The following is a 12,263-nucleotide window of genomic DNA, read 5'->3' on the forward strand; positions in this document are numbered from 1 at the left end:
AAAAAGAAGAGCGGTGACGTTCGTAATATATTTTTTTCTCCGCTCTGCTCGTTTTCATATTCCATTAAGGTTAGATCTAAGGTGCCTTTAAGTTTATGTTCCCTATTCGAGCATATTTTTGTTGATTCGTTATTAAATTAAAGCGTTATATACATCTCGTTTCGTCAAACCTCGATCCGTTGCCGTTTTCTTCATCGCATCTTTACGACTAAGTCCTTCATTCTCATAATGGCTCACATGATCCTCCAAGGACAGCAGTTGCCACCAGGCTTCCCGCTCCGCCTTACGCTCTTCTTCCCTGATACCTTCTACAAGCAAACAATATTCCCCAAGTGGCGGATGTTCCTCAAGCCATTCTATGCACTCTTGGATACTGCCTCTTGCGAACTCCTCATGACGTTTCGTCAGTTCACGTGCTAGTACGATCGACCGATCACCCAGAATCTCTTCGAGATAGGCCAAAGTTTTACGAATACGGTGAGGGGACTCATAAAATAGCAACGTACCGTTGGACTCATTAAAAGCTTCCATCACTTTTCGCATGTCTTTTTTCTCCCGCGGCAAAAAGCCGCCGAATGTGAAACGCTCCGTCGGTAAACCAGATACGATCAGAGCTGATAACGCGGCATTGGCTCCAGGGATGGGAATGACCGTAATTCCAGCTTCAAGCGCAAGTTTTACAAGATCGGAACCAGGGTCCGAAATGGCCGGCAGACCGGCATCACTGACGAGTGCCAAATTTTTTCCTTCTATTATATAGCGTATGAGTTCAGGCCCACTAGCTCCCTTATTATGCTCATGGTAACTGAACAACATCGATGGTGTAATTTCAAAATGGGTAAGCAGCTTTCGGGTCTGACGTGTGTCCTCCGCTGCAATGATGTCACAGCTCTGCAATGTTTTAATTGCTCGAAATGTCATATCGTCCAGATTACCGATTGGTGTTCCTACCAAGTATAGTTTACCGGCACCACCCGACTGCTCCGCGTAGCTCTTCTGAATATGCAATGTCATCTATAACCCTCCTTCCGTTGTTCGTTGTGCATGCTGCGCACCGTAATATATGTCCATGATTTCTTCGCAGTATCTCCCTTCTTCATTGTAGACAATCAGTGGTGGAAGCATGCGTACCTCCGGTTTCCCATCCTTGAGCGCTTCAATCAACACCATATTGGCTTCCAAATGAGCACGGGGATGTACCATCCGAATCCGCTTTGGTTCAAGTTTGTACTCACGCATCAGAGTGATGATCTCTCCTAAACGCTGCGGACGATGAACCATGGATACTTTACCACCATTGCGCAACAGTCGATTGCAGGCCTGAATGACTTCCTCCAGCGTACACCCGATTTCATGGCGTGCCATTGCCTGATGAGTGTTCATCTTGAGGTCACTTCCATTCAAGGGCATATACGGAGGGTTAACCGTTATAGCATCGTATACAGCATGGCCCGTTTCTTTCACGAGTTCACGCAAATCACCTTCATGGATCGTAATGGATTCTTCCAATGCATTCAGTTGAACGCTGCGACGTGCCATATCTGCCAATCGTGGCTGAATTTCAATGCCTTCCAGACTCGCCTGCGTTCGTGTGGTCAACAGAATGGGAACAACCCCATTGCCTGTACACAAATCAAGCACACGACCCCGTTTCGGTACTGAAGCAAATCGGGCCAACAATACGGCATCCATCGAAAAACTAAACACTTCATCACTTTGAATAATCTTCAAATCATGAGAGAGCAAATCGTCGATTCGCTCCGAATCTTGCAATTTTACTGATATTTCTGTCATATGATACACTCATCCTCCGGTACTCTATATCTCAGACAAGGTTCTTAACCTTGAAAAAAAACCGTAGGGGATCCCTACGGCCACTTCATTTATTCAAAAAAGACAGGCAGAACAGACAATCGCCTTCCGTCCGCAAATGTCCATAATAGACATTGCAAATATGGAATCCTTCGTGATACAACCGAGCCAGATTATCATATCCTTCACCTACAACATCTTCACCAGTAGCTGGACCCGCAGGCCTTGCTACCGGAGCGAGCGCCGATGCGATGGGCAAATCTGCCGGGGCCTCACGCTTCAGCAGTTTGCGTAACTGCTCATTCTCGATGGTAAGCCGCTGATTATCTTCAAGCAGCTCTTTAACAATCATTTTTAACTCTCCTAAATCACTGTGCAACTGACCCAATTGGGTTTCCATTTCATGAATGTGCGTAAACAGATTTTTCTTTTCCAAGTTTCCACCCCGAAGCAACCTTTATGGTTTACTTGATAACGACGTCATCCAGCGGAAGTTCTTTGACTTTACTGATGTCGAACAGTTGAACATGGACTGTGCGATTACCGGCATTGATGCCGACAACTTTTCCTTCACCCAAAGAGGTGACGACCAACTTGCCTACAGCCGGCAATTCTTCTCTCACACTTTCATAGTTATCATGCTCAAATTTCAGACAACACATGAGTCTTCCGCACAACCCGGAAATTTTCGTCGGATTCAGTGACAGGCTCTGATCTTTAGCCATCTTGATTGATACCGGCTCAAAGTCTCCCAGCCAGGAAGAACAACATAATACTCGGCCGCAAGGTCCGATCCCTCCAAGCATCTTTGCTTCATCACGTACACCGATCTGTCTCAGTTCGATCCGTGTCCGGAAAATGCTTGCCAGATCCTTGACCAGCTCCCGGAAATCCACTCTTCCTTCAGCTGTAAAATAAAAAATAATTTTATTGCGATCAAACGTAAATTCCACATCGACCAGCTTCATTTTGAGGCCGTGGTCTTTGATTTTATTTAAACAAGTACCGAATGCTTCTTTTGCTGCACGCTTGTTCTCATCTACGACACGGGCATCTGTCTCGCCCGCCACCCGGATGACCTTTTTGAGCGGCAACACCACATCAGACTCGCCTACTTCTTTCTTGCCGACGACAACCTTACCGTACTCTACCCCCCGCGCTGTCTCCACGATAACGCAGTTTTCTTTTTCAATGGGAAGGTCCAGGGGATCGAAGTAATAAATTTTGCCCGCTTTTTTGAAACGGACACCCACTACACTGTACAAAAAATTAACCCCCTCGTAAGCCAATCCCACTTCGTCTGAAGCCCTGTCTTCTTAGGGAACCCGCCGAAGTTATAACCGTTTGCATATGATTGGAACAAAATCTGTCCTCTCCCAGTCTTATGCCAAACCGATCAAAAATTGCTCCAGACAAAGCTGGCCATTGACATTGAAACGCAATTTTTTTCTGCATGCTGCGGCCATATCCATGTAGGAAACCCACTGCTCGGTGCTGCGGGTATGGGCCAACTGAGACAGCATGTCCAACTGATCTATAAAAACGATATGTTCATGCCTACCATACTGGACATACAGCATATCCCTGAACCATAAATGGAACAGGCTAAGCATCGTATCCAGGTGTTCTGAGAGTCCGGTTTTAAAAAGCTTCTGCTGTGCAGAGATCAATGATGTACTTCCTCTACCCAGGGACTCCTTCCCTAATTGTAACATTACGTTTCTAATTTCTGCAAACCAATTCTGCTGGAGAATTTCTCTACATGCTTCCAGTCCTGACGCTAAATGGACGGCAGAGCGAGCCAGATTGGCAGGGTGCCCTTCCGCAATCAGCGATTGCAGCATCTCTTCCGGATTCAGAGCACTGAAAGGAACCAATTGAGAGCGTGAACGAATGGTGGGCAGCATCGCCTGTCCATTATCCGTAATCAAAATGCCTACCGCGGGCACCTGAGGTTCTTCCAGAAACTTCAGCAAACTGTTGGCCGCTTGAACAGTCATTTTCTCGGCCTGTTCAATAATATATACTTTGGGATGCCCCGCCTCTGATCGGTACGAAAAGATACGCTGCAGATCCCGAATTTGATCAATTTTAATGTTATTCCCATCCGGTGCAAGCATGGTTAGATCCGGATGATTTCCATGTTCCACCTTACGACATTCAAGACACTGTCCGCAGGCATCATCTTCAAGCTCTGTACAGAATATTGCTTTAGCAAATGTGATCGCCGTCTGCAATTGTCCACTGCCGGATGGTCCGCTAAACAAATAGGCATGACTTATGGCATGACGTCTCAAACTGCTCTGTAACATCTGCTTGGCTGCCTGCTGACCCATAATTTGTTGAAAGGACATACTTCCTCCTCAGAAGCTTAAATTAATAAGCATTCCCCGAATTTCTCCTACTTGCTGTAATAACGTAATCTTGCCTTCCTCTGTTTCCAAAAGCTCATCAGCCATAGATAATAAGGCAGAGTCAATCTCATCAATTAACTTGTAACGTTTCCCTCTTCCCCGACGATCCCATCCTCGCGTCTCTTTCATAGACACACCACGACGGACCGTTTCCTCCAGAAATCTTTTTACAAGCTGCTTGTATGCTTTCAATTCACGAATGGTCATGGAACGAGACAAACGGTCACCCTGCATCTGGATCTCACTTAATCGGCGGGTAAGTTCAGCCTGTGATGCCCGTTCACCCTGGTGATTCATCATATCAGAGAAATTTTTGGATTGAACCGGTTTGGAGCCGGAATCGGAAGAACTGAGTCCACTCTGCATCGGTCGGAATCCAGGATTGATTTTCATGGAAACGCCTGCTTTCTACCTTAAGTAGGCCAATCGCCCATCAGCACAGTGCGCGCGGCGCCTGTGCGTGGAGGAGACCTTATATATGTGCTAGATCATACTCTATATATAATAGTAGTTAAATATCACCACATGGATCTATTCGTTGTTAGTCAACCTCTGTCCGAAATAAGATCTTCCCTGATCGAAAAGTTTATCCGGACAGAGAACGCGATTCTTGATTACAAGAAGGACCCTCAATAGGATTTATGGGAATTGCATCATTAAAAGTGTTCGAATCGATCTACCGGAAGAACAAACACGGTAGCTCCACCTACTTGAACTTCGACAGGTAGCGGCAGGTAAGAGTCGGTTGTTCCGCTCATCGGAGTGACTGGAGTCACGAGCTGTTCACGAACCTTACAGCTGCTGCGAATGACGTTCATTACGGATTCGACCTGACCATCATCGACACCGATCATAAACGTCGTGTTGCCTGCCTTCAAAAATCCACCGGTACTGGCCAATTTCGTAGCCCGAAAATTTGCTTTGACCAATGCGCCGGATAATCGGTTGCTGTCTTTATCCTGTATAATCGCAACAATCAGTTTCATCCTGCATAACCTCCTTCAGATAATAAGCACCTTGTGAAATGCCCTGTCTATATATTAGACAATTACTCGTCAAAATCCTTCAAAATCCCTGTCTCAAGCGACAAAATCATTGCTGCTAAGACCTCATCTTGCTTTTGAGAAGCATCGATGACTTTGATCCTGTCAGGAAACTGTTCCTTCAGTAGAAAATAGCCTTCACGCACTTTGCGGTGGAACTCCAGACTTTCGAGATCCAGGCGGTTAACTTCACGTCCATCGTGGGCATCAATGCGGGCGAGACCTGCTTCCGGCTCAATATCCAGATAGAGTGTGACATCCGGCATCAGTTCACCTATTGCAAACCGATTGATGGCCCATACATTCTCCACACCAAGACCACGAGCATATCCTTGATAGGCCAGACTACTGTCGACAAACCGGTCACAGATAACGGTCTTCCCTGCCTTCAATGCTGGCTCCACTTTTTCTGCCAGATGCTGGCTGCGTGCAGCTGCATAGAGCAGCGCTTCGGTTCTTGCATCCATTGCCGTATGAAGAGGATTGAGAATGATGGCACGTATTTTCTCCGCAATTTCAATCCCGCCAGGTTCCCGAGTAACTACATATGGTATACCCTGTTCTTCAAAGTAAGAACCTAGCTTACTGATCATCGTTGTTTTACCGGACCCTTCTCCCCCTTCCAACGTAATGAATTTACCTCTGCCCTGCATATGCTTCCCTGCTTTCTATATCGATAATTGCTCCTAATTGTGCTGCGATGACTACAATCTAGATCCTCTCATACTCCAGACTATGAATGAACCCGCCCAGAGGTGTATGTTCATGACTATCCAATAGATAGTTCGAGAATGATTCGAGTTTGGTACAAGCTTCTTACTATAATACTATACATGATCCCACGTTAACGGTCAGCTATTCTCCAATATTTCCATTAAGTCACATAGCCTGATCACCCGTAAATCAGCCATACCCATAGAGGGAGCATGACAGAGCCAGCAATAGCACTGACAATCATGGATACGGAACTCAGTGCTACCGCATTTTCTCCATACTCAAAGGATCTTGCCATACCCAATGCGTGGGAAGCCGAGCCGAGTCCGATCCCATACGCATTTTTGCTGTTTACTCTGGCCCATTTCAATATCATAGGTCCCAATAATATCCCCGAAAATCCGGCTATCATCACAAATAACGAAGTGAAGGATGAATTTCCTCCCACCTGATCAGCCAGTTGAATGGCAACGGGTGTCGTAATGGATTTGGGCAATAATGCGATAACGATATCTTGCGGATAACCGAGCAGCAGCGATATGGCGGCCCCTGTGGACATACCAACGATGCTTCCACCCAAGGTCCCCCCTAATATCGGGATAATATTCCGTTTCAGTACATCAAGGTGTTTCGCCAAAGGGAATGCCAGGGAAACTACAGCCGGCCCCAATAACTCCTGTATCCATTTGCCACCAAGCATGTACGTATCGAGCTTAATACCGTAAATGATCAGAATCAGTACAATTACAGTCGTTGCCGTCAAGACGGGCATAAGGATCGGCCACTTCAACCTTCTATATAAATGAGTCGCCGGAATATATATAGCCACGGTCAAGGCAATCATTCCGATTCCGAGGATGAATGCGAGCATGAGATCGCCTCCTTCTTACCTTGATGCGTCGATCTCCACGCCATGAGCCATTCACTGATTTTCGCAGACAACAGACAAGTAATTAATGTACTAATGATTAACCCCAGAACAAGCAGCAGCGTATTGGCTCTAAAAAAATCAAAATGATTGATAATGCCCACCGTGGGAGGGATAAACAATAATTGCAAATTCGATTGAAGCCAGGATGATCCTTCTTCGCCCCAACTTATTCTGATCCATCCCAGTTGAATGACGATGAATAGAAGCAGCATCCCGACAATACTTCCTGTTAACGGCAGATGCAATACAGCCTGAATCAGGTTTCCTATCCAATAAAACCCGTACATCAGTATGACTTGCAGGACTATTCCCGTATATTTTTTTAGCGGAATATCCAAAGTTTGTTCCCTTCTTTCTTATGTCCAGACAACAATGATGTCTTAACTTGTTTGAGCATTTTGCATAAAATCCAAAGCGTGTCTTCTAAACTCAATTATTCCCTGATGATTTTCAATGATTGCAGCGAAGTATCCGATACGCCGTGGAACCTGGCTCCTTCATCTCTCAGTAGCTTAATACGTGATATCATGGCCGCACTTATTTGCTCACCAGCGTACACAAGAGGTATGCCGGGCGGATATGGAATGACCATCTCCGCAGAGCGAAGACCTACACATTTATCAATGGATACCTCTGTTGTATCCTCTTCCATAATCGGCTGCAACGTAAACGGGATAGGCTCCGAAAAAGGAGTTCCTTCTTGAAAATTGTTCCACGTGGAAATATAATTTGCAGAATCTTTTGTAAAACGCTGTGATTGCTCACCAAGAGATTGGCTCTGCTCCTGTTCAAGGCTGATTTGGCGTAAAGCCTGCAACAGGTGCTCGGCATCGCGCAGCGTCGAGCCCAGGCTAAAGAGCAAGACGACGTATCTTTCGTCGCTCATTTCGGGCACGCAGCCGCATGCTTCCAGCTGCTGCTGCAGCCCATAACCGCTCAGCACCCCTGTGCCGTCATAAATGACGGCCTTGAACGGGTCCTGAGCGGTGTATCCCGCGGCTGAAGGCAACGCCGCCGCGGGCAGAGCTTCAGGCCGCCCCGGTGCACTGGCGGCCTCCGACTTACCGCCAGTTGCCGGCTTCGCCCCGGCTGGCGGCTCTTGCTGCAGCAGTTGGCCCGGCTGCAGCAACTGAAAGCGCGGCAGCTCCGCAAGGCCGCGCTTAAAGGCGTCCACGGCGGCAAGCCCCGCCGTGAAGGCATTCGCGCCCTGCGTATGCAGCAGGCGGCGCGCCAGATCAAGCGAAGCCATCACCGGGTACGATGGGCTTGAGCTTTGCACCATAGCCAGACGCTGACGCAGCAGGGACCGGTTTAACCGTGGTCCCTGAACGTGTAGCATGGCTCCCATGGTGAAAGCAGACAGCATCTTGTGGGTCGACTGCACCACACCGTCCGCTCCGCAGGACAGCGCAGAAGCTGGCAGCTCCGGATGCTGCCCATAATGCGCGCCATGCGCTTCATCCACGAGCAGCGGCATGCCTGCCTCATGGCACACCTCAGCAATGGGCTTCAGATCAGCGCCCATGCCGTAATAATTGGGCAAAGTTACAAGTACTCCCTTTGCCTCAGGATATGCCTGGACAGCGGCCTGTACCGTCTCAAGCGACGGCATCACCGCAAGTCCACTCGCAGGATCAACCCATGGCTCCAGGAATACAGCCCTTGCGCCTGCCAGCATCAACCCGTGAATGACGGACTTGTGCACATTACGCTGTACCAGTACAAGACTATTAGGTTCATTACATACGGTCAGCAGCAAAGACAAATTACCAGACGTACTGCCTCCGACAAGGAAAAAGCTCTCCTCTGCTCCAAAACAATCTGCTGCCAGCTGCTGTGCCTCCAATATAACCCCTTCTGGATGATGCAAATCGTCCGTCCCCGAGATTTCCGTTACATCCAGCCGCATCATCTCCAGAAACGCACTCACCGGTACAACATCTGCTGCAGATGCGTCAGTTTCATTGCCATGCCTTTTTTCCTCAGCTTGCCTGAAGCGCTCTTCCCCATCAGTTACTGACCGTCCCCAACTTTGTTTTCCCTTCGCCTCACCCTCATTACGGTGAATTTCACCCGCTGCCCCCTCTAACTGCTGCTGGTCCGTTTGCTCCAGTAACCCTCGATAGACTTGTCCATTCTTGTGCCCAGGTACATGAAAAGAACGCTGCCCTGAATCACGATAAGCAAGCAACGCCTCATATAAAGGTGCGGTATTTGATTTATGTTCCATTGAATAATCATCCTGTACATTCATAAATTTTGATACGGTCGTACCAATACTCTCTCTAACTACCGAGACCTCTCCACACTTGTTTCTCTTCTAAGATCTGCTGTATCAAAACGTGTGGGTAAATCACTCCTCCTTTTATTATATCAGCAATTGTCCAGTCCCCGTGCAAACCGCCGTTTCCAACGATGCAGTAGCAACATATTCTGTCACCCCATGGGTGCTTATCATGTCCATTTTCCCCTTCCTATTTACCTGATAGAAACAGAAAAAGGCCCCTAGGGCCTCTATGCACATTGATACAAATCAATGTGATGTTTCACTAATATGATTTAACGCTCTTTATGCGTTCTTTTGCACCCAAATCTGCTTCATCTGATGGATAAAATAATTGTACTTGGCATCCTGTGCATCCGTATGAACCATTTCTGCTTCGCAAGCGTCACATATAAATTCAGATACAATAAAAATGCCTTCTCTTTTGGTCTGTTCGCAGATAATGCATGTGTGTTCGGCGTGTCCTTCCATCAACCATCCCACCTTGTTTAACGTATTACTATCAGTATTGCACAGTTTCTATTATTTTAAACCTTTTCATAGTGCTTTCTTTCTATAAAATATATATATTCGCCTACCCCTCTATGGGTGTCTGTACCGAAAACAAACAAAAGAAAAATGCCATTCGTTCTATACTTCAGCCAGACAGCCTGCATTTGTTAGCCATTCTCCTTACTTATAACGTAGCTAAAACCTCGCAGACCTGCAATTTCTTCTATTATATGAAAAGCATGAATGGACAGTCATTACAAGAAACATCCCCGCACTTCATTATATTTCTAATGTGATTACCTCCTCCCCCTACAGCTATAAAAAACTTATATTCTATAATCTTAAAAAAACTTGGATTTTCAGCCGATATATAATACATCACCATTCCGAACCTGACAGCCAGGTCGTTCAAAGGTATACTTGTATATGATTAATCTACTTCCATATCTTGTACATCAATCTGGAGTCCATACAAGGTTCATATATGTAACTCTGCGTCATCCATTTCCTTATTTATGAAAACGAATACCTATTACAAATGAACGTGATCCCAGAAGGAGGATTTGTAATCGTATGATCGCCGAACCGGAGAATAAAGCAACCTTTTATCAATACCGGCTTCTGAAAAAAAAGGCCATTGCCCGCAGCGTAATCTTTAGCTATCTGTCTTTGCCTGTCATTATGCTTTTGTTTAATCTGTTAGCATTCTCCTGGACCGGCCTCTTCTACTTTATCCTGGCAGGACCGATCACACTATGGATTCATTATGTCATTGCCAGAACCATATTACTGCTGGTCCGTACCTCCTATGCACGTCGTTGGCGCTGGAACCTCAAAATGCCTTGGTTCGGCTATATTCCAGACCAACATTTCAGCTACCGCATGTTCGTCCGGGTCCACCTCAATATGAGCTGGATTGGGCTATGTATCATTACCGTCTGTTTAATATGGTCACCCTTGTCCTTCACCCTATCGTTGATTTTCTGGCATCTGTGGCTGCTTGTACCACGTCTATATGTTGTACTTGTTCTTTCACGCGAACGTAAGGACGGGCTTATCAAATTAAATGAACAAGATGTCTCCTACTACCTGCAATAATTGTTCTTCTATCCTTTACCTATAACCTTGCCTAACGCAATGTATAGTTGAAACCAGTAATACATAAAACGCTAAAGCTCATCCATACCTTCTATTCAAACTGACGCAACCACTCCTATGACACTCTTCCTTGATTACTGCGTCATGCTTCCAAACCTTAAAGGTTATCCACAGTGGATAACCTTTATTTATTTCACCTCTCTTTTTCCCTTATCCACAGCATGGGTATAGTTAAAACGGTTATCCCCAACGCAGTACATCCATTTCCGGTTCTGCCACGTCCTAGCTTGTTGAATACCTTTTCTGATATTGAGTACGTAGTAGGCTCATAATCGACCTCCTTTCGGTATCTTCCCCCCTCTTCTATGTTTACTTGCTCTATAGACGACTGATACCAGCCTCTACAGGTACCTACTATCTTTGCTATCTATGCTCATGTCTCCTGTGTGAGTGCTGAAGCCTGCCTCTCTACAGCTCCTGGTTAAGTTACCTCCAAAAGAAAACCTCCGAACGATTCATTGCTCATCTAATATGATTCATGACAGACAAAAAATAAATACAAAAAGCTCCCGATCAGAGATCGGGAGCTTTACTATCATACGGACCATTACACCGTTAATTGTCGAACCATTACATCAAAACACAACTCATTCAGTCATCATCATCAAGTGATTTTACTGTCGTCTGGGCAGCTTCACTTTTCGGAACCATCACCGTGAAGAAACCATCATGTACAGCTAGATGTACAGTATGCCCTTCTTTAGCAAATACACGTAGGGAACTTGAGTCATTGGAAGTACTCTTGGCTTGCTTTTCTGTCCATCCCCAGCTCTTAATCTCGTCTAGATACACCTCAGGAATACTAGTGCTCTCACTAATACCAGATAGCGTATATCGAACATAATCCATATCCGAATTGTTTTCAGATTGGTCAGATTTATTCGCCACTTTAGGAACCGGGAAACCCTTCTCGTTTACCGCTCCTTCATAAGAAGTCCATGCAGATCCTGCTTCACCGCATCCTACAAGCACGCCTATCAGGCCAAGCAAGAGAAACGAATGAAGAACTAGTCTTCGCCAACTTATCACACACACCCTCCTTTTCACAGCTGCACATTCCAGCTCTGTGGTCAGGTACTTTTAGCATATTTAACATAGTCCTATTATACTGGTTTCGAATGCGTTTTCCGTAACAAAAATGTTACCTTCATTTCAAGACTTTTTTAAGTCATTCATTTACCCTCTTTTGAAAGTCAATCCACCCTCTATTTATATCAGCTTCCAAAGCCAGAATTAAATCCATCTTCAACTAGCTATTCCCTCATTTTTGCTTATAAACACAAATAAAAACCACCACCGAATAACATCGGCAGTGGTTCTTTGCTTGGCGGCGTCCTACTCTCCCAGGACCCTGCGGTCCAAGTACCATCGGCGCTAGAGGGCTTAACGGTCGTGTTCGGGATGGGTACGTGTGG

The 12,263-nt window shown here is 46.0% G+C and carries 14 protein-coding genes and 1 rRNA gene; 1 reads left to right on the forward strand and 14 read right to left on the reverse strand.

The annotated features are described in order from the left end of the window. Positions 1–132 precede the first annotated feature (132 nt). From rsmI to CRO25_RS31175, 12 genes are all read right to left on the reverse strand, one after another. Positions 133–1,014, reverse strand: coding sequence for a 16S rRNA (cytidine(1402)-2'-O)-methyltransferase (gene rsmI / locus CRO25_RS31120; protein ID WP_063567541.1), 882 nt, complete (start codon positions 1,012–1,014; stop codon positions 133–135). After that, positions 1,015–1,794 (reverse strand): tRNA1(Val) (adenine(37)-N6)-methyltransferase, encoded by a 780-nt coding sequence (locus CRO25_RS31125; protein WP_079697637.1) that lies wholly within the window; start codon positions 1,792–1,794, stop codon positions 1,015–1,017. 85 nt (positions 1,795–1,879) lie between these two features. Beyond that, entirely contained in the window at positions 1,880–2,248 is a 369-nt protein-coding gene (yabA, locus tag CRO25_RS31130; protein ID WP_024633697.1) for a DNA replication initiation control protein YabA, read from the reverse strand. 28 nt (positions 2,249–2,276) lie between these two features. Beyond that, positions 2,277–3,077 carry a stage 0 sporulation family protein gene (locus tag CRO25_RS31135; protein WP_024633696.1) on the reverse strand — a complete coding sequence of 267 codons (801 nt, stop codon included), beginning with the start codon at positions 3,075–3,077 and terminating at the stop codon, positions 2,277–2,279. Positions 3,078–3,194: 117 nt separating this feature from the next. Then, a complete protein-coding gene (gene holB, locus CRO25_RS31140; protein WP_063567539.1) occupies positions 3,195–4,166 on the reverse strand; it encodes a DNA polymerase III subunit delta' in 972 nt (323 codons plus the stop codon). A 9-nt stretch (positions 4,167–4,175) separates the two neighbouring features. Next, positions 4,176–4,619: a YaaR family protein gene (locus tag CRO25_RS31145; protein ID WP_024633694.1), complete on the reverse strand. Its 444-nt coding sequence runs from the start codon at positions 4,617–4,619 to the stop codon at positions 4,176–4,178. Between the two features lie 263 nt (positions 4,620–4,882). Beyond that, positions 4,883–5,212 (reverse strand): cyclic-di-AMP receptor, encoded by a 330-nt coding sequence (locus CRO25_RS31150; protein ID WP_079697638.1) that lies wholly within the window; start codon positions 5,210–5,212, stop codon positions 4,883–4,885. A gap of 62 nt (positions 5,213–5,274) precedes the next feature. After that, complete coding sequence (gene tmk / locus CRO25_RS31155) at positions 5,275–5,922, reverse strand: dTMP kinase (protein ID WP_063567538.1); 648 nt, start codon at positions 5,920–5,922, stop codon at positions 5,275–5,277. A gap of 239 nt (positions 5,923–6,161) precedes the next feature. Further along, positions 6,162–6,854 carry an LrgB family protein gene (locus CRO25_RS31160; protein WP_079697639.1) on the reverse strand — a complete coding sequence of 231 codons (693 nt, stop codon included), beginning with the start codon at positions 6,852–6,854 and terminating at the stop codon, positions 6,162–6,164. Continuing rightward, the gene (locus tag CRO25_RS31165; RefSeq protein WP_079697640.1) at positions 6,824–7,252 is read right to left on the reverse strand and encodes a CidA/LrgA family protein; all 429 of its coding nucleotides are present in this window, start codon (positions 7,250–7,252) and stop codon (positions 6,824–6,826) included. The genes CRO25_RS31160 and CRO25_RS31165 overlap by 31 nt, the downstream gene beginning before the upstream one ends. A gap of 95 nt (positions 7,253–7,347) precedes the next feature. Beyond that, positions 7,348–9,144: an aminotransferase class I/II-fold pyridoxal phosphate-dependent enzyme gene (locus tag CRO25_RS31170; RefSeq protein ID WP_079697641.1), complete on the reverse strand. Its 1,797-nt coding sequence runs from the start codon at positions 9,142–9,144 to the stop codon at positions 7,348–7,350. Positions 9,145–9,483: 339 nt separating this feature from the next. Further along, positions 9,484–9,669 (reverse strand): sigma factor G inhibitor Gin, encoded by a 186-nt coding sequence (locus CRO25_RS31175; RefSeq protein WP_024633689.1) that lies wholly within the window; start codon positions 9,667–9,669, stop codon positions 9,484–9,486. A 594-nt stretch (positions 9,670–10,263) separates the two neighbouring features. On the opposite strand from CRO25_RS31175, the gene CRO25_RS31180 reads away from it, so the two are divergent. Beyond that, positions 10,264–10,788, forward strand: a complete 525-nt coding sequence (locus CRO25_RS31180; RefSeq protein ID WP_063568461.1) for a hypothetical protein — start codon at positions 10,264–10,266, stop codon at positions 10,786–10,788. Positions 10,789–11,439: 651 nt separating this feature from the next. Here the strand turns inward: CRO25_RS31180 and CRO25_RS31185 are convergent. Both CRO25_RS31185 and rrf read right to left on the reverse strand, forming a co-directional pair. Beyond that, entirely contained in the window at positions 11,440–11,877 is a 438-nt protein-coding gene (locus CRO25_RS31185) for a hypothetical protein (protein ID WP_079697642.1), read from the reverse strand. Between the two features lie 293 nt (positions 11,878–12,170). Further along, positions 12,171–12,263, reverse strand: a 5S ribosomal RNA gene (rrf, locus tag CRO25_RS31190); the annotation flags it as partial.

The sequence above is a fragment of the Paenibacillus sp. RU5M genome, from assembly GCF_900221055.1.
In the GTDB taxonomy this organism is placed as follows: domain Bacteria; phylum Bacillota; class Bacilli; order Paenibacillales; family Paenibacillaceae; genus Paenibacillus; species Paenibacillus marchantiae.

Excerpts from the sequence above, each read along its gene's own strand:
- rsmI (WP_063567541.1), bottom strand. The coding sequence starts at position 1,014 with ATGACATTGCATATTCAGAAGAGCTACGCGGAGCAGTCGGGTGGTGCC.
- CRO25_RS31125 (WP_079697637.1), bottom strand. The coding sequence starts at position 1,794 with ATGACAGAAATATCAGTAAAATTGCAAGATTCGGAGCGAATCGACGAT.
- holB (WP_063567539.1), bottom strand. The coding sequence starts at position 4,166 with ATGTCCTTTCAACAAATTATGGGTCAGCAGGCAGCCAAGCAGATGTTA.
- CRO25_RS31145 (WP_024633694.1), bottom strand. The coding sequence starts at position 4,619 with ATGAAAATCAATCCTGGATTCCGACCGATGCAGAGTGGACTCAGTTCT.
- CRO25_RS31150 (WP_079697638.1), bottom strand. The coding sequence starts at position 5,212 with ATGAAACTGATTGTTGCGATTATACAGGATAAAGACAGCAACCGATTA.
- tmk (WP_063567538.1), bottom strand. The coding sequence starts at position 5,922 with ATGCAGGGCAGAGGTAAATTCATTACGTTGGAAGGGGGAGAAGGGTCC.
- CRO25_RS31160 (WP_079697639.1), bottom strand. The coding sequence starts at position 6,854 with ATGCTCGCATTCATCCTCGGAATCGGAATGATTGCCTTGACCGTGGCT.
- CRO25_RS31170 (WP_079697641.1), bottom strand. The coding sequence starts at position 9,144 with ATGGAACATAAATCAAATACCGCACCTTTATATGAGGCGTTGCTTGCT.
- CRO25_RS31175 (WP_024633689.1), bottom strand. The coding sequence starts at position 9,669 with ATGGAAGGACACGCCGAACACACATGCATTATCTGCGAACAGACCAAA.
- CRO25_RS31180 (WP_063568461.1), top strand. The coding sequence starts at position 10,264 with ATGATCGCCGAACCGGAGAATAAAGCAACCTTTTATCAATACCGGCTT.